Below are 18,223 nucleotides of genomic sequence, written 5' to 3'. Positions count from 1 at the left end.
ACGGTACAATCTGGCGCATCGCCACTTTGGATACCGCTTACATGACAACCGTGATTTTCCGCGCCGGCGCGCGCGCTGCCCTGCTGTGCAGCATGCTGGCGCTGGCCGCCTGCGGCAGCTTGCTGAAGAAGGAAGCCCCGCCCGCGCCCGCACCCGCGGCCGACACCTTGCCCAATCCGCAAGTGCTGCTGCTGGGGGAAGTGCATGACAATGCGCAAGGCCAGCGCCTGCGCGTCGCCGAATTGCAGCGCCGCCTGGCGGCTGGCTGGCGTCCCGTGATTGTCATGGAACAGTTCGACCGCGAAAACCAGGCCTTGCTGACGCGCGCCGCGCGCGATTGCGCCGACCCCGATTGCATCATCCGCGTGATGGAACAGCCGCGCTGGGACTGGAGCTTGTACCGGCCCGTGCTGGACCTGGTCATCAGCTATCAATTGACCCTGGTCGCCGGCAATCTGTCGCCGGCCGATGCTTCGCGCATCGTGCGCGACGGCATCCAATGGGCCATGCCGCCCGCCATGGTGGCCACTTACCTGGCCGCACCCGTGCCGGCCGATATTTTGGAAGGGCAACAGAAGGAAGTCCAGGCGGCCCGCTGCAATATGCTGCCTGAGATGATGATCAAGGGTGTCGTCAACGCCCAGGTGGCGCGCGATATCTGGATGGCCAAGCTGATCCGTGACCAGGCGCCGCGCGACGTGGTGCTGATCGCCGGCAATGACCATGTGCGCAAGGATATCGGCGTGCCCCGCTGGCTGAAGCTGGCTGACCCGCAACTGAACGTGCGCAGCATCGGCTACCTGGAGCAGGGCGGCAGCGGCTACAAGGGCACGTTCGACTTGACGCAAACGATGCCGGCGCAGCCGCGCCCGGACCCGTGCGCGAAGTTTAAAAAATAATCACTGCTGCACCCGCACCAGGGCGCTGACCCGGCTGGCCGTATCGAGCAGTTTCGGCAAGCTGTGTTCCAGCAAATGCGCCACGGACGGCCCTGCCGTCTGGCCGCTGACATTGATCGCCGCCACCACCTTGCCGGCCCGGTCGAACACGGGTGCGGCCAGGGCGATCAAGCCCTGTTCCAGCTCTTCCTGCACCAGGCACCAGCCCTGGCGCCGCACTTGCGCAATCTCTTCCATCAAGACCTCGATATCGACCTTGGTTGCCGGCGTGACTTTCAGCAGCGCCATTGCCGACAGCCGTTGGCGCAGCACCTCGGGCGCCAGGCCCGACAGCAAGACACGTCCCATCGAGGTGCAGTAGGCGGGCAGGCGGCTGCCGATGCCCAGGTTGATCGACATGGTGCGGTGCGCGGACAGGCGCACGACGTAGACGATGTCGTCGCCGTCGAGCACGGTGGCCGAGCATGACTGGCGCAAGGTCTGCATCAATTCTTCCAGCAGCGGCTGCGCCTGCGTCCACACGGGCAAGGACGACAGATAGGCATAACCGAGGTCGAGCACCTTGGGCGTCAAACGGAACAGCCGCCCGTCCGCTTCCACATAACCGAGATGCAGCAAGGTGAGCAGGATGCGCCGCGCGCCTGCGCGCGTCAGCTGCGCGCGTTCCGCCACTTCGCTCAGGGTCTGTTGCGGCGCCTCTGCGCCAAAGCTGCGCAGCACGGCCAGGCCGCGCGCGAACGATTGCACATAGCTGTCGCCAGGACGCGGCGCGCCGTCGGCGTCAAGGGTGTCTTCGGCTGAAAGGGGCGTGCTGCGGGGTGCGGTCATGGCAATTCCAATGGGTCAAGGTGGCAATTATAGCCATGGCACTGGCGAAAACGGCAAATTGACAAGCGCGCCGAACAGGCATATTCTCATGAATAAGTTCTAAATGCGAATATATGTTCGCAATACGAACAAATGAACTGTGGGTTTGATTTGGAGGAGACAGGCAATGATCGACAAACTGCGTTCCAGCGTGCTTGATGCGCTGGCCGATATCCACGATGGCGCCACCGTCATGATTGGCGGCTTCGGCGGCGCGGGCCAGCCGGCCGAGCTGATCGACGGCTTGATCGCCCAGGGCGCGCGCGACCTCGTCATCGTCAACAACAATGCGGGTAATGGCGATACGGGCCTGGCCGCCCTGCTGAAAAATGGGCAAGTGCGCAAGATCATCTGCTCGTTTCCGCGCCAGGCCGATTCCCACGTCTTCGACGCGCTGTACCGCGCCGGCAAGCTGGAGCTCGAATTGGTGCCGCAGGGCAACCTGGCCGAGCGCATCCGCGCCGCCGGCGCCGGCATCGGCGGCTTTTTCACGCCCACCGGCTATGGCACGGACCTGGCCAAGGGCAAGGAAACGCGCGAGATCGATGGCCGCATGTATGTGTTCGAGTCGCCCATCCACGCCGATTTCGCCCTGATCAAGGCGGAGCAGGGCGACCGCTGGGGCAACCTGACTTACCGCAAGACGGCGCGCAACTTCGGCCCCATCATGGCCATGGCCGCGAAGGTCAGCATTGCTTCCGTGCACGAGGTGCTTGACTTGGGCAGCATCGACCCCGAACACGTCATCACGCCGGGCCTGTTCGTGCAGCGCATCGTGCAAGTGCCGCGCACGGCCACCGGCCCCGCCGGCTTTAAAGCTGCCTGAGGAGTATCAAGTGAATAAATGGAATCGAGATCAAATGGCGGCCAGGGTGGCGGCCGACATCCATGAAGGCAGTGTCGTGAACCTGGGCATCGGCTTGCCGACCCTGGTGGCGAATCACTTGCCGGCCGGCGCGGAGATCATCCTGCACAGCGAAAACGGCGTGATCGGCATGGGCCCCGCGCCGGCGCCGGGCGAGGAAGACTACGACCTGATCAATGCCGGCAAGCAGCCCGTCACGCTGCTGGCGGGCGGCAGCTATTTCCACCATGCCGACAGCTTCGCCATGATGCGCGGCGGCCACCTGGACATCTGCGTGCTGGGTGCGTTTCAAGTCTCTGCCACGGGCGACCTGGCCAACTGGCACACGGGCGCGCCGGATGCCATTCCCGCCGTGGGCGGGGCCATGGACCTGGCCATCGGCGCGAAAAAGACCTGGGTCATGATGGAATTGCTGACCAAGACCGGTGAAAGCAAGCTGGTGCTGGCCTGCAGCTATCCGCTTACGGGCATCGCCTGCGTCAGCCGCATCTACAGCGACCTGGCCGTGCTCGACCTGGGACCAAACGGCGCCACCGTCGTCGAGCTGGCCGATGGCTTGAGTTTTGCGCAACTGCAAGCGTTGACGGCCGTGCCGCTGACGGATGCCCGCTAATCCAACATCAAACCACTTTCTTGGAGGAAAGAACATGACCCACGCATACATTTGCGACGCCCAGCGCACGCCATTCGGCCGCTACGGCGGCAGCCTGTCCGGCGTGCGCGCTGACGACCTGGGCGCCGTGCCCATCCGTGCCTTGATGGCGCGCAATCCGAACGTGGACTGGACTTTTGTTACAGACGTGCTGTACGGCTGTGCCAACCAGGCGGGCGAGGACAACCGCAACGTGGCGCGCATGGCGGCCCTGCTGGCCGGCTTGCCCGACAGCGTGCCGGGCGCCACCCTGAACCGTTTGTGCGGCTCGGGCCTGGACGCCATCGGCAGCGCCGCGCGTTTCATCAAGAGCGGCGAGGCGGGCTTGCTGATCGCCGGCGGCGTGGAAAGCATGAGCCGCGCACCGTTTGTCATGGGCAAGGCGGACAGCGCCTTTGCGCGCGGCATGAAAATGGAAGACACGACCATCGGCTGGCGCTTCATCAACCCCTTGATGAAGGCGCAGTATGGCGTCGATTCGATGCCGGAAACGGCGGAAAACGTGGCCAGCGATTTTGGCATCAGCCGCGCGGACCAGGATGCGTTCGCGCTGGCCAGCCAGGTCAAGGCCCTGGCGGCGCAGCAGGCGGGCGTGTTCGACAGCGAAATTTGCCCCGTCAGCATCGCACAAAAGAAGGGCGAGCCCATCGTCGTCTCCCGCGACGAGCATCCGCGCGCCACCACGCTGGACACCCTGGCCAAGTTGAAACCCGTCGTGCGCGCCGATGGCACGATCACGGCCGGCAACGCGTCCGGCGTCAACGATGGCGCGGCGGCGCTGCTGTTGGCCGACGAGGCGAACGCGGTCCGCTTTGGCCTGACGCCGCGCGCCCGCGTCGTGGCCATGGCGACGGCCGGCGTGGCGCCGCGCATCATGGGCATCGGCCCCGCGCCCGCCACCCTGAAAGTGCTGGCCATGACGGGTTTGAGCCTGGCCGACTTCGACGTCATCGAACTGAACGAAGCGTTTGCCGCACAAGGCCTGGCCGTGCTGCGCCAGCTGGGCTTGCAGGATGATGATGTCCGCGTCAACCCGAACGGCGGCGCCATCGCCCTCGGCCATCCGCTGGGCGCCTCGGGCGCGCGTCTGGCCATGACGGCCGTCAACCAGCTGCACCGCACGGGCGGGCGCTATGCGCTCTGTACCATGTGCATCGGCGTGGGGCAGGGCATCGCGCTGGTGCTGGAACGCGTCTAGATACTGCGCGCCCATAGGCGAAAAAAGTGGCCGGCGCTACGTATTAACGCGTATGCCGGGCGGCTTTTTGACCCGGAGCAAGGGCGTATGATGCAAAACCAGCCCGGGCAACCTGGCTGGCGCTGGCTTTTTTACACGAACAAGAAGACTGATATGACATCCCACGATACTCCGCATGACGTTGCGCAGCTGACTTCCCAGCAGCGCATCAAGGCCATCATTGGCGCTTCCTCCGGTAACCTGGTCGAATGGTTCGACTTCTACATTTACTCGTTCTGCGCGCTGTACTTCTCGCACGCCTTCTTCCCTTCCGGTAACCCGACCACGCAACTGCTGCAGACGGCCGGCATCTTTGCCGCCGGCTTCCTCATGCGTCCCGTGGGCGGCTGGCTGTTCGGCCGCATCGCCGACAAATACGGCCGCCGCCAGTCGATGATGATTTCCGTGCTGATGATGTGCGGCGGTTCCTTGATGATCGCCGTGCTGCCCACGTATGAAACCATCGGCGCCTTCGCGCCGTTCCTGCTGCTGGTGGCGCGCCTGTTCCAGGGCCTGTCCGTGGGCGGCGAATACGGCACCAGCGCCACCTACATGAGCGAAGTGTCGGAATCGGGCAAGCGCGGCTTCTTCGCCTCGTTCCAGTACGTGACCCTGATCGGCGGCCAGTTGCTGGCGCTGCTGGTGTTGGTGGTCTTGCAGCAACTCTTGAGCCTGGAAGAATTGCGTGCCTGGGGCTGGCGCATCCCGTTTGTGTTTGGCGCCCTGGCGGCCCTGGTGTCGCTGAACCTGCGTAAATCCCTGACGGAAACAACCACCGCCAGCGAGCGCAAGGACAAGGATGCGGGCAGCCTGCGCGGCTTGCTCAAGCACAAGCGCGCCTTCATTACCGTGCTGGGCTTTACGGCCGGCGGCTCGCTGGTGTTCTACACGTTTACCACTTACATGCAGAAATACCTGGTCAACACGGCCGGCATGGATACCAAGACGGCCAGCGCCGTCATGACCTGCGCCTTGCTCGTCTACATGATTTTGCAACCGGTGTTCGGCGCCCTGTCCGACCGTATCGGCCGCCGCACCTCGATGCTGTTCTTCGGTGGCCTGGCCACGCTCTGCGTGCTGCCGATCATGCATGCCTTGAAAGACATCAGCAGCCCGTACGCGGCGTTTGGCCTGATCATCATCGCGCTGGCGATCATCAGCTTCTACACGTCGATCAGCGGCTTGATCAAGGCGGAAATGTTCCCCGTCGAAGTGCGCGCGCTGGGCGTGGGCCTGTCGTACGCGGTCGCCAACGCCCTGTTCGGCGGTTCGGCCGAATACGTGGCGCTGCAGTTCAAGGCCTGGCATGTGGAAGACTACTTCTACTGGTACGTGACCGTCATGTGCCTGATTTCCTTCATCGTCGCCATCCGCATGCCGGACCCGAGCCGCTCGGGACTGCTGAAGTAACGTTGTCGTAAAATGGGGGACACTGCGGTGTCCCCTTTTTCATCACCGCCTTTTATCGTGCCGATCAGGAGTCTTCATGTCGTATGTCATTCCCGCCGCCATCCAGCCCAGCGTTCCCGTCACCGGCAGCGTTGATACTTTCCCGGTCCACCGTATCTATTGCGTGGGCCGCAACTATGTCGACCACGCCAAGGAAATGGGACACACGGGCCGCGAGGCGCCGTTTTTCTTCATGAAACCACACGACGCCGTGCTGCCCGTGCCAGCCGGCACGACGGGCGAGTTGCCTTATCCGGCGCAAACGCAGGATTTCCAGCACGAGATGGAACTGGTGGTGGCCATCGGCAAGGGCGGCAGCGACATCGGCGTGGCCGATGCGCTGAGCCATGTGTGGGGTTATGCGATCGGCCTGGACATGACGCGCCGCGACGTGCAGGGTGCGGCGAAAAAGCAGGGCCGTCCGTGGGAGACGGGCAAGGCCTTCGAGCACTCGGCCCCCATCGGCCCCATCACCCCGGCCGCGCTGGCGGGCGACGTCCAGCATGCCGCCATCACCCTGCACGTGAACGGTGAACTGCGTCAAAGCAGCAGCGTCGACATGCTGATCTGGAACGTGGCCGAGACCATCGCCGACCTGTCGACCTATTTCACCCTGCAGCCAGGCGACCTGATCTACACGGGCACGCCGGCCGGCGTGGCAGCCGTGCAGCGCGGCGACGAGCTGGTGGGGGCCATCGATGGCCTGGGCACCTTGCGCATGAAAGTGGTCTAAGCCATCAAGGAGAGCGGCATGATGAACGACACGTATTCTGTAGCGCAACCCAGGCGCGCCGAGATCGACGCCCTGGCGGGGCCGGCCCTGCTGGAATTTGGCACGGGCTGGTGCGGCCACTGCCGTGCCACCCAGGCGCCGCTGGCCGCCGCGTTTGCGCAGCACCCCGGGGTGCCGCATATCCGCGTCGAAGACGGCCCTGGCCGCGCGCTGGGGCGTTCATTCCGGGTGAAACTGTGGCCGACCCTGATCTTTTTGAAAGATGGCCAGGAAGTGGCGCGCCTCGTGCGTCCGCTCGACAGCAGTGAAATTGAGCGGAGTTTTGCATTGATTGATGCATAGGTCGGCGTAGGTCGGCTTAGCGCAGCGTAAGCCGACACCACCGCACTGCATGCTCTAACACAACTTCTTGCCGCACTGCACCACTGCGCGTATGATAAGCCGCTTACAGCAAGATCAACCGCATCTTTCGTGATGCAGCGCGATCATCGCCGGCCCGCTCCACCCGGAGGGGCCGCAGGCAAGGATTCATCACAAATGACCGATGCCGCGATGCCGACGCGCGGGTCTGGTACGGAATGCCTGGCGATACGCCGGGCCTGATACACGTCGCCCATCCCCTGACGCTTTTCCTGCCGTGCCCCGGGTAACCGGATGGCGCACGACCGTTGTTTCTCTGAATCAGCACTGATCACGGCGCGATAGCGCGCGTTGCCGGTAGTTCGCTACGGCAACAAAAACCGTTGTTTTTGTTTGCAAATTTAATAGCAAATGCGCGGCAAATGCGTGCGTGCACGGCTATGATATGCGAACGACACGGAGACAACGTGCTGTGCTGCTGCCTGAAAAAACATCCAGAGAATGGCCTTTAGACACCCTCCCCAAGGAGCGCAGTAAATGAGCACCCCCCCCAAGAAAAATTCCCCCGGCACGGTGCTGTTCGCCAGCCTGATCGGCACCACCATCGAGTTCTTTGACTTTTATATCTACGCCACCGCTGCCGTGCTGGTGTTCCCGAAACTGTTCTTCCCAGCCGGCGACCCGTCGGCCGCCGTGCTGCAGTCGCTGGCCACGTTCGCCATCGCCTTCTTCGCGCGCCCCATCGGCTCGGCCGTGTTCGGCCACTTCGGCGACCGCATCGGCCGCAAGGCCACTCTCGTGGCGGCCTTGCTGACCATGGGTATTTCAACCGTCATCATCGGCTTGCTGCCGACGTATGCCGCCATCGGCACCCTGGCGCCGTTGCTGCTGGCGCTGTGCCGTTTCGGCCAGGGCCTGGGCCTGGGCGGAGAATGGGGCGGCGCGGTGCTGCTGGCCACGGAAAACGCGCCACCGGGCAAACGCGCCTGGTACGGCATGTTCCCGCAACTGGGCGCGCCGATCGGCTTCTTCCTGTCGGGCGGCATCTTCCTGCTGCTCAGCGAAACCCTGACCGATGAGCAATTCTTCAGCTATGGCTGGCGCATCCCCTTCCTGGCCAGCGCGCTGCTGGTCATCGTCGGCCTGTATGTGCGTCTGAAGATCACGGAAACACCGGACTTCCAGAAAGTCATCGAGAAGAACGAAGTCGTCAAACTGCCGGTCGCCACCGTGTTCCGCCAGCATGGCCGCATGCTGTTCCTGGGTACCATCATTGCCCTGGCCACCTTCGTGCTGTTCTACCTGATGACGGTGTTTGCCTTGAGCTGGGGTACGACCAAGCTGGGCTTCACGCGCAAGGAATTCCTTGTCGTGCAGCTGTTTGCCGTGCTGTTCTTTGCCTTGACGATTCCGTTTTCGGCCGTGCTGGCCGACCGCCGCGGCCGCCGCGCCACCATGATCTGGGTTTCCGTCGCCATCGCCATCTTCGGCCTGGTGCTGGCACCCATGTTCGGCTCGGGCGTGACCTGGGAAGTGACGCTCTTCATGGCTGTCGGCCTGGGCCTGATGGGCATGACCTACGGACCGCTGGGCACCATGCTGTCCGAGCTGTTCCCGCCCGAAGTGCGCTACACGGGCGCCTCGCTGACGTTCAACCTGGCGGGCATTTTGGGCGCCTCGCTGGCGCCGTACATCGCCACCTGGCTGGCCACCAACCATGGCTTGCAATATGTGGGCTATTACCTGTCGCTGGCCGCCGTGCTGACCCTGGGCGCGCTGCTGATGGTGGGCAAGCCGAGGGCAGGCAAGGAAGCGTGGGAATAAACGCCCGCGCTAGCTGAATCCCCCTATGTAAAAAACCCCGGAAGCTGGCATCCAGCTTCCGGGGTTTTTTTATGGCGCCTCCGCAGCGCCATCATCCTGGCCGCTAATCCCGGCCCTCAGCCTCCTGATCCGTTTACCACTTCGGCGTGTACTTCAGGGTGAGTTGCACGTTGCGCGGGTCGCCAAAGTGGTTATTGCCGCCCGTGTCGTTATAGGACGGGATCACATAGCGCTTGTCGAACAGGTTGTTGACGTTGACGGCCAGCGACAGCTGCGGCGTGGCTTGCCAGGCCAGGCGCGCGTTCCACAGCGAGAAGCCGGCCACGTCGAACGAGCGGCCGAAGTCCAGCGTATGGCTTTGCATGTTCACGCCGGCGCCGACGCTGAACTTGTTCCACTCACCTGGCAGGGTATAGCCGGACCACAGGCGCAGCATGTGCTTTGGCGTCCAGGTCGAGAAGACCTCGCCTTTGTTGTCGGGATCGTCGAGATAGGTCGTCGTCGTATAGGCATAGCCGGCCGACAGCTGCAGGCCGCGCGCCACCTCGCCGGCCACTTCCGCTTCCAGGCCCTGGCTGCGCACCTTGCCCGAGGCGCGCGAGCAGTACCAGCCGTCGCAGGCGAAACCGGCCGCGTAATCGTTGACGGCGCGGTCCTTGTGCTCGTAGCGGAAGATGGCCAGCGAGGTATTGACTTTACCGTCCAGCAGTTCGCCCTTGACGCCCGCTTCGTAGCTGTCGCCCGTGATCGGCTTGAGGATCTGGCCCGCCGCGTTGCGGTTCGTCTGCGGCTGGAACACGCCCGCATAGCTGGCGTAGGTGGACCATTGCGGCGTCAGCGCATACATCAGGGCTGCCGATGGCGTGAACTTGGCCGTGACGCTGGTGGTGTCCGCTGTGCCACCCATTGGGGCATACACGAAGTCATACCAGCTGAAACGCCCGCCCAGCAGGGCTTTCAGATGGCTTGTCAGCTGGCCGTTCCAGGTGCCGTACAGGCCTTTCTGGCGCATGTCGTAGGTGCTGCTGGAGCTCACGCCGCGCGCGGCGATGGTGTCGAAATCCTGCCATGGGCGGTGATGATCGATATTGAAGATCTGCGCGCCTTGTGTCCAGGCGCGCGCATAGCGGTCGTCGGAATGGAACTTCACATAGCTGGCGCCCACGACGACTTCCTGCGCGATGCCCAGGCCATCGAATTTGCCGCGCACAAAGGCGTCGATGCCGCGCTTCTGGTTCTTGAAATCGGTGGAGAAGTCGCCGTACATGGAACCGCTGCCATCGGCCTTGATGGTGCCGGCCATGCGCTGGTGGGTCGAATTGGTGCTTTCATTGACGCCCAGCGCGGCCGTCTTGAAGGTCCACTGGCTGTTGAAGTGGTGCTCCAGGTCCAGGTTGACAGTGGTCTGTTCCACCTTGCTGCGGTTCCAGTCGGCGCCCGTATAGGTCGAACGAGGCAGTCCCAGTTCGCTGCCGTCGGCGTAGCGCGCCAGGCCGACGAACATCGGGCGGCCACGCCCGTTGACGTTGCTCACAGCCAGGCCCAGGGTGGTAGCGGGACCGAGGTCGTAGTCGAGCGCCGCATACACGGTGCGGTTCCTGCTCCAGACCTGGTCGATGAAGGAGTGGCTGTCGTCTTCATCGACGATGGCGCGTCCGCGCAGGCTGCCGTCCGCATTCAGCGGCGTGCTGACGTCAAGCTGGGCGCCGTAATGGTCCCACGAGCCGGCGCGGGCCGTGAACGCGACCTGGCGCGTGGCCAGCGGACGCTTGCGCACCAGGTTGACGGAGCCGCCAGGGCTGCCTGTACCTTCGAGCAGGCTGGAAGCGCCGCGCAGCACTTCCAGGCGGTCGTAGATGACCATGTTTTCCTGGCCCCAGTTACCCAGCGCATAGGTATTGCGGTCGATCGGCACGCCGTCGTACTGCCACTGGTCGATCTGGAAGCCGCGCGCCGTGATGACCACGCCCGGGCCCACGCCATGCACGCCCACCACGCCGGTGACGTTGTTGACGGCCTCGCGCAAGTCCGTGATGCCCTGGTCGTCCAGGCGCTGGCGCGTCAGCACGCTGACCGATTGCGGCATCTCCTTCATCGCTTGCTCGCCCTTGCCGAGGGTGATTTTTCGCGCCGTGTAGGAGCCGCTGCCTTCCGTGGTGGCGCCTTGCTCGGCCTGGCCGACGATGGTAATCGAGGGCATGGTGCGCTCGGCCGCCGAGGCGGCGCTGGCCGCCGCCGTGGGGGCCGACGCCGGCGCGGCCACCAGTACATAGCCGGTCGCCGTCTTGCCGATGGCGTAGCCGCTGCCGCGCAGCAGCACGGCAAAGCCGTCCTCGATGGCGTGGCGGCCCTGCAGGCCGGCCGTGTGCAGCCCCTGCACCTTGGCCGAGTCGATAACGATGGACACGCCTGCCTGCTGCGCATAGCGGTTCAGGGCGCCGGCCAGTGGACCGGCGGGGATGGCGTAGCTGGCGACCGCCGGCGCGGCCTGGGCCAGCACCTGGGTGTGCAGGCCGGCGCCGGCCAGCAGCAGGGCAGCCAGGGCGAATGGATGCAGCCGCGTGCGCAGCGCGCGCGGTGAGGAAACGTTAACGATTCGAGCGGACATGGTGACAGCCTTTTTTGATTGATCTCAGCTGCCTTGACGCACGAGATGCGCAAAGTGGAACCACGCACGCGAAATAATGCGCATTATTTTTGGCTCTGTCATCGGTAAGTAGGGTAAATGCCGGAATCTTCCTTTGACAGTGCTGTCTGACATATCTGCTGGAATCGGAAAAGGGAGCCAGGCGAATGACGCGTCCAGCCCGCCGCCGGGGCGGCCATGCCCCCCAACGCGGCATTTCCAATGAACAGGTCTGTATCCTGGTGGCGCGCGACCGCACGGGACAAACCCTCGATTTTGTCACGGGCAAAGGGGCGCTGACGAAGGCGCAGTTACACCATTGTTTGTTGCCCGTCATCGACAAGGATGTTTTGCTGGTGACCGATGGCCATGCCGCCTACCGGGCCTTCGCCAGGGAGGCGGGTATCAGCCATCAGGCCGTCAACTTGCGCGCCGGCATCCGCGTGCGGGGCGCGGCCCATGTGCAGAACGTCAATGCGTATCATCGCCGCCTGCGGGACTGGCTACGGCCCTTTCACGGCGTGGCGACGCGTTACCTGCCGAACTACCTGGGATGGCGCTGGATACTCGACGCCGGGCGCATCCGTTCACCAGAAACGTTATTGAAAGCAACGCTGGGAGCATTTCCACATCTGACGGTGACATAGCCTTTATTTTTTGGCCGGAGCGTCGACCATCACCAGGTAGCGCGTCAGCATGCGCATGCGCAACTGCGGGAAATTGTCGATGAGTAGCTGCAGCGCCTTGTCCGTGTCGTCCAGCGGCAGCACTGCGGCCACGCGGATGCCCGCGAGCTGCGCGCGGTCATAAAACAGCTGGCCGGGGCGGTGACGCGCCAGCTCATCGAGCACTTCGGCCAGCGGCAAGTCGTCGACCACCAGCTGGCGCGCGCGCCAGGCATCCCGCACGCTGGTCGCATCGATGGTTGTTAGCGGTCCGACGCCATTGTCCGTGATGCGCGTGCGCTGGCCCGCCTGCACCACGACGGCCGGATGGTGCGGCACCTGCGCCAGCACCTTGGATTCCAGCATGCTCAGGATGGTGGCACCGTCTTCGCTGCGCACGCTAAAACGCGTACCCAGCGCGCGGATCGCCGCCTGCTTGCTGTCGACGATGAAGGGGCGCTGCGCATCCTTGGCCACGTCGACAAGGATGTCGCCGCGCACCAGCTCCACATGCCGCTCGCCCGCATTGAAACGCACGTTGACGGCGCTGCCGCCGGCCAGGGTGAGGCGGCTGCCATCGGCCAGGGTATGCGTGGACCATTGCCCGGTGGGGCTGCGCAGGTCGGCCAGCAGGTAGGCGGGGCGCTCGCCGATGAGCAGCGCACCGGTCAGCAGCAGCACGGCCACGGCGCTGGCGGCGGCCAGCTGGCGCAGACGCTGGCGGGGACGCTTTGGCGCGATGGCGGCCAGGGCGGCGCGCGCCGGTCGATGGTCGCCGCCAGCCGGCTCGCGCACGGCGCTCAATTGGCGCAGCAGGTTTTCCATGCCGGCGGCCGCGCTCGCGTGCAGCGGGTCGGCCGCCTTCCACGCGGCGAAGCCGGCCTGTGCGGTGTCGCGCTCGGCCGGGTCGTCGGCGCTCAGGCGCACGATCCAGCGGGCGGCCTGTTCGGCTGCCACATCGGGGCGCGTGCTATTCATGCCGCCATGGCCGGGCAGGCGTGGCGGCAGGCCAGCAAGGCTTGCACCAGGTATTTTTGCACCATGCGCGTGGAGACGTTCAGTTGCGCCGCCACGGTGGCCTGCGATTGCTCTTCCAGGTAGTGCAGCAGAAAGGCTTCGCGTGCCTTGCTGGACAATCCGTCCAGCGCCGTGGCGATCTGCCCGAGCGCCTGCACGGCCATCAGGATCTCGTCCGGCGATGGCGCGCCGGGCAGGCTGTCGGCCAGCAGGGCCAGTTCCGCCAGGTAGCTACGCTCGAGTATTTGCCGGCGCGCGCGGTCGAGCAGCAAGCGCTTTGCCGTGGTGGACAAGTAGGCGCGCGGTTCGCGCATGCCGAACAGCGCGTCGCGCGAGGCGATGATGCGCACAAACGTATCTTGCGCCACATCGGCCGCGCCATGCGGGCAGCTGAGTTTTTTGCGCAGCCAGCCGAGCAGCCAGCCGTGATGCTCGCTGTAGAGTGACTGCACTTGCTGTTGCAGGCTGGGCTGGGCGATGGGCATAAGCTTAGTCAATGGCATGAATGAGAATTATTCTCATTGTAAGCGCCAGTGGCGGCTTGCCACAATCCCCAATGCTTGTGGATCGGGCAGGTGTTGCACGCAGGCCGCATGCGCGGCGGTGCCGGAAATGAAAAAACCCGCCGCTGCACGGGGCAGGGGCGGGTTTTTCAGACTGCAAATTCTTGGTGGTGATAGGTGGACTTGAACCACCGACCCCAGCATTATGAATGCTGTGCTCTAACCAACTGAGCTATATCACCAAACAGACCGGTCAGACCGGATGCTGGTTTTGATCAGTAAAAAACCTGATCGATGTTCTTTGGTGGTGATAGGTGGACTTGAACCACCGACCCCAGCATTATGAATGCTGTGCTCTAACCAACTGAGCTATATCACCCAACAGCCGAGCATTATCCAGTCTTCCCATTTCCTTGTCAATGCCGGCCATGAAAAATCTGTGGATTTTTTGTGTGCGACAGCGTTCATGATTATTTCATTAACGGCTGGATCTGCGCCAGCATGGATGAGGCCGGATCAGCGCCCAGGCAATCGATGACGCTGCGTTCCGGCATGGCGCGCAGCCAGGTCAGCTGCCGTTTGGCCAGCTGGCGCGTGGCGATGATGCCCGTCTCGCGCAAGGTGGCGCGGTCGATGCGGCCATCGAGATACTCCCACGCCTGGCGGTAGCCCACGCAGCGCATCGAGGGCAGGCCCGGATGCAGGTCGCCGCGCCGGCGCAACCCTTCCACTTCATCGAGCAGGGCGTCGTCTTTCAGCATGAGGTCGAAGCGCGCGGCGATGCGCGCATGCAGCACGGCGCGGTCCGACGGTTCCAGCGCGAACGATTGCAATTGAAATGGCAGCACGGTTTTTTCGCGCCGGGCCAGCAGGGCCGACATGGGCTGGCCGGACAGCGCGATGATTTCCAGCGCGCGGCCGATGCGCTGCGCGTCCTGCGGCGCCAGGCGCGCGGCCGTGATGGGGTCTTGCTGCGCCAGACGCGCATGCATGGCGGGCCAGCCGATGGCGGCTGCATCTTCCTCCAATTGGGCGCGCAAGGCAGGATCGGCGCCGGGCAAGTCGTCGAGGCCATCGGCGAGTCCCTTGAAGTACAGCATGGTGCCGCCGACCAGCAGTGGCAGCTTGCCGCGCGCGCAGATTTCGCTCACCAGGCGCAGCGTATCGTTGCGGAACTGCGCCACGGAATACGCATCGAGCGGGTCGATGATGTCGATCAGATGATGCGGTACCTGGGCCAGTTCTTCTTGCGACGGCTTGGCCGTGCCAATATCCATGCCCCGGTAAACGAGGGCGGAATCGACGGAAATGATCTCGGACGGGATGGCTTGCGCGATGGCCAGCGCACTGGCCGTCTTGCCGCTGGCCGTGGGGCCCATGATGGCGACGGCCAGGGGGAGGTGTGGGGTATTGTGCATGTTGACTCGTGTAAGGTGGTGCGTAGGTCGGCTTAGCGCAAGCGTAAGCCGACGTGATGCCGCCGCTGCAGTGTCGGATTACGCTTGCGCTAATCCGATCTACTGGCCGCGCAGGAACAGTTTATCGAGCGCGTTGATTTCGACCTGCACCCACGTGGGCCGGCCATGGTTGCACTGGTCGGCGCGCTCCGTGCTCTCCATCTGGCGCAAGAGGGCGTTCATTTCCTGCACCGACAGAATGCGGTTGGCGCGCACGGCCGTGTGGCAGGCCAGGGTGCCCAGCAATTCGTTCTGGCGCTCGATCAGCACGCGCGAGCCGCCATATTCGCGCACGTCGCGCAGCACGTCGCGCGCCAGGGTTTGCGCGTCGGCGTTTTTGAGCAGGGTCGGCACGGAGCGCACGGCCAGCGTCGTGGGCGACAGGGCTGCGATGTCGAAGCCCAGCGCTTTCAAGGTGTCCTGGTTTTCATTCGCCGTCGACACTTCGATGGCGTCCGCGTAGAACGTCACGGGTATCAGCAAGGATTGCACCTGCATGTCCTGGCCCGACACTTGCGCCTGCAGCGCGTTTTTCAGCTGCTCGTACAGGATGCGCTCGTGCGCGGCGTGCATGTCGACCAGCACCAGGCCCTTGGTGTTTTGCGCCAATATATAAATGCCGTGCAGCTGGGCCAGGGCAAAGCCCAGCGGATATTCTTCGCGCGCCATCGCTTCGGGCGAGGCGATGTAGGGCTCGACCTGCGTGACCGGCGAACTGGCGGCGGCGCCGCCGAACAGGGCGCCGTAGGCCGCCGTGTCTTGCCCCACGCCTGGCGCCTCGGCAAAGAAGGGGCGGGCCGCGCCGGGCGAGGCCGGTGCAAAGGTATTCGTGAATTGCGCGCCGAACGATGTCTGCGTCTGCTCGCGGCGCCAGATGCCTGGACCGCCCGCGCCCTGGGTGCCGTCGTTGACACCAAGGCTGGAGGCGGCCGGCAGGGGCGCCGGCACGCTGCCAAACGCCGTGGCCGACGTTTGTGCCAGCGCGCGCTGCACCGCATGGAAGACGAACTGGTGCACGGAGCGGCTGTCGCGGAAGCGCACTTCGATCTTCGACGGGTGCACGTTGACGTCGACCAGCGCCGGGTCGAGGTCGAGTGCCAGCACGTACGATGGGAAGCGGTCGCCATGCAGCACGTCCTGGTAGGCCATGCGCACGGCATGCACCAGCAGCTTGTCGCGCACGAAGCGCCCGTTGACATAAAAGAACTGGCCATCGGCGCGCGCCTTCGATGCCGTCGGCAAGCCGGCAAAGCCGTGGATGCGCAGCGTGCCGGCCGACTCGTCCAGCGCCAGGCGCGCTTCGGCGAAGTCATTGCCCAGGATGTGGGCGCTGCGCTTGGCCAGTTCGCTGATATTCCACTGGTCGATGGTGCGCCCGTTGTGTGACAGCGAGAACGACACGTCGGGGCGCGCCAGGGCGATGCGGCGCACGACTTCGGCGCAGTGACCGTATTCCGTCTGCTCCGATTTGAGGAATTTGCGCCGCGCGGGCGTGTTGAAATACAGGTCTTGCACGTCGACCGTGGTGCCGTGCGCGCCCGACGACGGCGAAACGCTGCCATTATGCGAGCCGACGATTTCCCACGCATGGGCGGCGTCCGCCGTGCGCGAGGTCACGGTGACGGCGGCCACCGAGGCGATCGAGGCCAGCGCCTCGCCGCGAAAGCCCAGGGTGCCCACGTTTTCCAGGTCGTGCAGGGAGGCGATCTTCGAGGTGGCGTGGCGCGCCAGGGCCAGCGGCAACTGCTCTTTATCGATGCCGCGCCCGTTGTCGGTAATCGCAATGCGTTTCACGCCCCCCTCTTCCAGGCGCACGGTGATCTGCGTGGCGCCCGAGTCGAGCGCGTTTTCCAGCAACTCCTTGACCACGGCCGATGGCCGCTCGACCACCTCGCCAGCGGCGATTTGCGAAATCAACTGGTCAGGCAGGGCCTGGATCGGGCGGTGGGGCGTGATGGGAGCGTTCATGCGGTAATTATACCGGGGTCAGACCCGTCGGGTCTGACCCCAGCCCTTGTTCTTGGGCTAAAAGTTGGCCTACTTCCCCACCTCCCGCACCGGTATCGGTGCATTGCACAGGTCAACGTGGCCGGCCGTGACCTTGCTCCACGGGCCGCCGCGGTGGCGCTGGGCTTCCAGTACGGCCTGGTAGGCGGCGCTGTCGGTGCGCATCACTTCCAGGTGCGCGCGCTGTGCCAAAGGCACGCTGGCGGCCAGGCGGATGGCCTTGATCGGCACGTTTTTCTCGGGGCTGTCATAAAAGCCCATGGGCGCCGTGCCGCGCGGCAGGGTCGACAGCAATGGCATGCCGGCGACGACCCTGCCGACGACGGTGATGTCGCGGTCCAGGTGGCGCGGCGACTGGCCGATGACGGCGTACAGCTCGGTGCCGCCGCCGCTGTCGCTGGCAGTGTCGCGGCCCACGCCCACGGTGGCATAGCAATGCGTGAGCCAGGCCGTGCCGCTTTTCGGATCGCGTGCGGACGGGAATCCGTTCGAATGGCCCACTTGCGGCGCATAGCCGTCAAGGTCCGGCAGGCGCGTGAAGCTCTTGATGTTTGTCAAAGGGACCGTGAATTCGCCGGGCAGGGTGCGCCGGGCATGCTGGATCGGCTTGGGATTTTTCTCGTTCGGATCGCCCCACTGCGCCACCCAGTTGTCCTGCGCGCGCGTGATGGCCAGGCCGTCGTAATACTGTTCGGCGACCAGGGCCTTGATATTGGCCACGTGCTTGGGCGCGAAGTCGGGCGCCAGTTCGATCACCACGCGGCCGGCGGGAATGTCCATGTACAGCGTGTTGTCCGGGTCCAGCACACGCCAGTCGGACGGCTGCGAGGCCTTGATCACGTCGGCCAAGGTCGCCTTGGCGGGCAGTTCGGCGGGCGCCTTGATCTGGACCGGCGCCGCGTGGGCGGACAACTGGGCAAGGCCCAGCACGGTGGCCATGCTCAGGCCGCTCAGTGAATGCAGATACATATTCTCTCCTGGTCGGCGCGGATTGCGCCGGTCAGAAAGTGTATACCGGAATGGCAATATTTCGTTGGAAAAACATTGCAGATAGCAATACTG

The 18,223-nt window shown here is 64.5% G+C and carries 15 protein-coding genes, 2 tRNA genes and 1 pseudogene; 9 read left to right on the top strand and 9 right to left on the bottom strand.

What is annotated here, in order from left to right; all coding sequences use genetic code 11:
• The first annotated feature begins 41 nt into the window (after window positions 1-41).
• Window positions 42-899, top strand: a complete 858-nt coding sequence (locus FJQ89_RS14365; protein WP_141170673.1) for a ChaN family lipoprotein — start codon at window positions 42-44, stop codon at window positions 897-899.
• Here FJQ89_RS14365 and FJQ89_RS14360 read toward each other — a convergent pair whose 3' ends face one another.
• Window positions 900-1,727, bottom strand: coding sequence for an IclR family transcriptional regulator domain-containing protein (locus FJQ89_RS14360; RefSeq protein ID WP_141170672.1), 828 nt, complete (start codon window positions 1,725-1,727; stop codon window positions 900-902).
• A gap of 166 nt (window positions 1,728-1,893) precedes the next feature.
• Here FJQ89_RS14360 and FJQ89_RS14355 point away from each other — a divergent pair, with 166 nt between their 5' ends.
• The 7 genes from FJQ89_RS14355 (at window position 1,894) to FJQ89_RS14325 (ending at window position 8,886) form a co-directional block, all read left to right on the top strand.
• The gene (locus FJQ89_RS14355) at window positions 1,894-2,592 is read left to right on the top strand and encodes a 3-oxoacid CoA-transferase subunit A (protein ID WP_034746807.1); all 699 of its coding nucleotides are present in this window, start codon (window positions 1,894-1,896) and stop codon (window positions 2,590-2,592) included.
• A gap of 34 nt (window positions 2,593-2,626) precedes the next feature.
• Window positions 2,627-3,244, top strand: coding sequence for a 3-oxoacid CoA-transferase subunit B (locus tag FJQ89_RS14350; RefSeq protein WP_205704648.1), 618 nt, complete (start codon window positions 2,627-2,629; stop codon window positions 3,242-3,244).
• Between the two features lie 34 nt (window positions 3,245-3,278).
• Window positions 3,279-4,481, top strand: coding sequence for a 3-oxoadipyl-CoA thiolase (gene pcaF, locus FJQ89_RS14345; RefSeq protein WP_141170670.1), 1,203 nt, complete (start codon window positions 3,279-3,281; stop codon window positions 4,479-4,481).
• A gap of 153 nt (window positions 4,482-4,634) precedes the next feature.
• The gene (locus FJQ89_RS14340; protein WP_141170669.1) at window positions 4,635-5,930 is read left to right on the top strand and encodes an MFS family transporter; all 1,296 of its coding nucleotides are present in this window, start codon (window positions 4,635-4,637) and stop codon (window positions 5,928-5,930) included.
• 76 nt (window positions 5,931-6,006) lie between these two features.
• Entirely contained in the window at window positions 6,007-6,702 is a 696-nt protein-coding gene (locus FJQ89_RS14335; protein WP_141170668.1) for a fumarylacetoacetate hydrolase family protein, read from the top strand.
• Window positions 6,703-6,723: 21 nt separating this feature from the next.
• Window positions 6,724-7,044 carry a thioredoxin family protein gene (locus FJQ89_RS14330; protein WP_168208575.1) on the top strand — a complete coding sequence of 107 codons (321 nt, stop codon included), beginning with the start codon at window positions 6,724-6,726 and terminating at the stop codon, window positions 7,042-7,044.
• A 555-nt stretch (window positions 7,045-7,599) separates the two neighbouring features.
• Entirely contained in the window at window positions 7,600-8,886 is a 1,287-nt protein-coding gene (locus FJQ89_RS14325) for an MFS transporter (RefSeq protein ID WP_141170666.1), read from the top strand.
• A gap of 133 nt (window positions 8,887-9,019) precedes the next feature.
• Here FJQ89_RS14325 and FJQ89_RS14320 read toward each other — a convergent pair whose 3' ends face one another.
• Window positions 9,020-11,494: a TonB-dependent siderophore receptor gene (locus tag FJQ89_RS14320; protein WP_141170665.1), complete on the bottom strand. Its 2,475-nt coding sequence runs from the start codon at window positions 11,492-11,494 to the stop codon at window positions 9,020-9,022.
• A 149-nt stretch (window positions 11,495-11,643) separates the two neighbouring features.
• On the opposite strand from FJQ89_RS14320, the pseudogene FJQ89_RS14315 reads away from it, so the two are divergent.
• A pseudogene (locus FJQ89_RS14315) lies at window positions 11,644-12,159 on the top strand (IS1595 family transposase); the annotation flags it as partial.
• Between the two features lie 3 nt (window positions 12,160-12,162).
• Here FJQ89_RS14315 and FJQ89_RS14310 read toward each other — a convergent pair.
• The 7 genes from FJQ89_RS14310 to FJQ89_RS14280 form a co-directional block, all read right to left on the bottom strand.
• Window positions 12,163-13,155 carry a FecR family protein gene (locus FJQ89_RS14310; RefSeq protein WP_141170664.1) on the bottom strand — a complete coding sequence of 331 codons (993 nt, stop codon included), beginning with the start codon at window positions 13,153-13,155 and terminating at the stop codon, window positions 12,163-12,165.
• Window positions 13,152-13,697 carry a sigma-70 family RNA polymerase sigma factor gene (locus tag FJQ89_RS14305; RefSeq protein WP_243136058.1) on the bottom strand — a complete coding sequence of 182 codons (546 nt, stop codon included), beginning with the start codon at window positions 13,695-13,697 and terminating at the stop codon, window positions 13,152-13,154. Before FJQ89_RS14305 ends, FJQ89_RS14310 begins: the two co-directional genes overlap by 4 nt.
• Window positions 13,698-13,862: 165 nt before the next feature.
• Window positions 13,863-13,939, bottom strand: a tRNA-Met gene (locus FJQ89_RS14300).
• A 60-nt stretch (window positions 13,940-13,999) separates the two neighbouring features.
• Window positions 14,000-14,076: transfer RNA gene (locus FJQ89_RS14295), tRNA-Met, on the bottom strand.
• A 91-nt stretch (window positions 14,077-14,167) separates the two neighbouring features.
• Window positions 14,168-15,115 carry a tRNA (adenosine(37)-N6)-dimethylallyltransferase MiaA gene (gene miaA, locus FJQ89_RS14290; RefSeq protein ID WP_141170663.1) on the bottom strand — a complete coding sequence of 316 codons (948 nt, stop codon included), beginning with the start codon at window positions 15,113-15,115 and terminating at the stop codon, window positions 14,168-14,170.
• Between the two features lie 99 nt (window positions 15,116-15,214).
• On the bottom strand, window positions 15,215-17,122 hold the full coding sequence (gene mutL / locus FJQ89_RS14285; protein WP_141170662.1) for a DNA mismatch repair endonuclease MutL: 1,908 nt from the start codon (window positions 17,120-17,122) through the stop codon (window positions 15,215-15,217).
• 69 nt (window positions 17,123-17,191) lie between these two features.
• Window positions 17,192-18,130, bottom strand: a complete 939-nt coding sequence (locus tag FJQ89_RS14280; RefSeq protein ID WP_141170661.1) for a peptidylprolyl isomerase — start codon at window positions 18,128-18,130, stop codon at window positions 17,192-17,194.
• Window positions 18,131-18,223 lie beyond the last annotated feature (93 nt).

This window comes from Janthinobacterium tructae (genome assembly GCF_006517255.1).
In the GTDB taxonomy this organism is placed as follows: Bacteria; Pseudomonadota; Gammaproteobacteria; order Burkholderiales; family Burkholderiaceae_D; genus Janthinobacterium; species Janthinobacterium tructae.
This window is presented reverse-complemented; position numbering and strand designations above follow the sequence as displayed.

What these genes read in the sequence shown, in the direction of transcription:
- FJQ89_RS14365 (WP_141170673.1), top strand. Translation starts at nt 42, where the DNA reads ATGACAACCGTGATTTTCCGCGCCGGCGCGCGCGCTGCCCTGCTGTGC.
- FJQ89_RS14360 (WP_141170672.1), bottom strand. Translation starts at nt 1,727, where the DNA reads ATGACCGCACCCCGCAGCACGCCCCTTTCAGCCGAAGACACCCTTGAC.
- FJQ89_RS14355 (WP_034746807.1), top strand. Translation starts at nt 1,894, where the DNA reads ATGATCGACAAACTGCGTTCCAGCGTGCTTGATGCGCTGGCCGATATC.
- FJQ89_RS14350 (WP_205704648.1), top strand. Translation starts at nt 2,627, where the DNA reads ATGGCGGCCAGGGTGGCGGCCGACATCCATGAAGGCAGTGTCGTGAAC.
- pcaF (WP_141170670.1), top strand. Translation starts at nt 3,279, where the DNA reads ATGACCCACGCATACATTTGCGACGCCCAGCGCACGCCATTCGGCCGC.
- FJQ89_RS14340 (WP_141170669.1), top strand. Translation starts at nt 4,635, where the DNA reads ATGACATCCCACGATACTCCGCATGACGTTGCGCAGCTGACTTCCCAG.
- FJQ89_RS14335 (WP_141170668.1), top strand. Translation starts at nt 6,007, where the DNA reads ATGTCGTATGTCATTCCCGCCGCCATCCAGCCCAGCGTTCCCGTCACC.
- FJQ89_RS14330 (WP_168208575.1), top strand. Translation starts at nt 6,724, where the DNA reads ATGAACGACACGTATTCTGTAGCGCAACCCAGGCGCGCCGAGATCGAC.
- FJQ89_RS14325 (WP_141170666.1), top strand. Translation starts at nt 7,600, where the DNA reads ATGAGCACCCCCCCCAAGAAAAATTCCCCCGGCACGGTGCTGTTCGCC.
- FJQ89_RS14320 (WP_141170665.1), bottom strand. Translation starts at nt 11,494, where the DNA reads ATGTCCGCTCGAATCGTTAACGTTTCCTCACCGCGCGCGCTGCGCACG.
- FJQ89_RS14310 (WP_141170664.1), bottom strand. Translation starts at nt 13,155, where the DNA reads ATGAATAGCACGCGCCCCGATGTGGCAGCCGAACAGGCCGCCCGCTGG.
- FJQ89_RS14305 (WP_243136058.1), bottom strand. Translation starts at nt 13,697, where the DNA reads ATGCCATTGACTAAGCTTATGCCCATCGCCCAGCCCAGCCTGCAACAG.
- miaA (WP_141170663.1), bottom strand. Translation starts at nt 15,115, where the DNA reads ATGCACAATACCCCACACCTCCCCCTGGCCGTCGCCATCATGGGCCCC.
- mutL (WP_141170662.1), bottom strand. Translation starts at nt 17,122, where the DNA reads ATGAACGCTCCCATCACGCCCCACCGCCCGATCCAGGCCCTGCCTGAC.
- FJQ89_RS14280 (WP_141170661.1), bottom strand. Translation starts at nt 18,130, where the DNA reads ATGTATCTGCATTCACTGAGCGGCCTGAGCATGGCCACCGTGCTGGGC.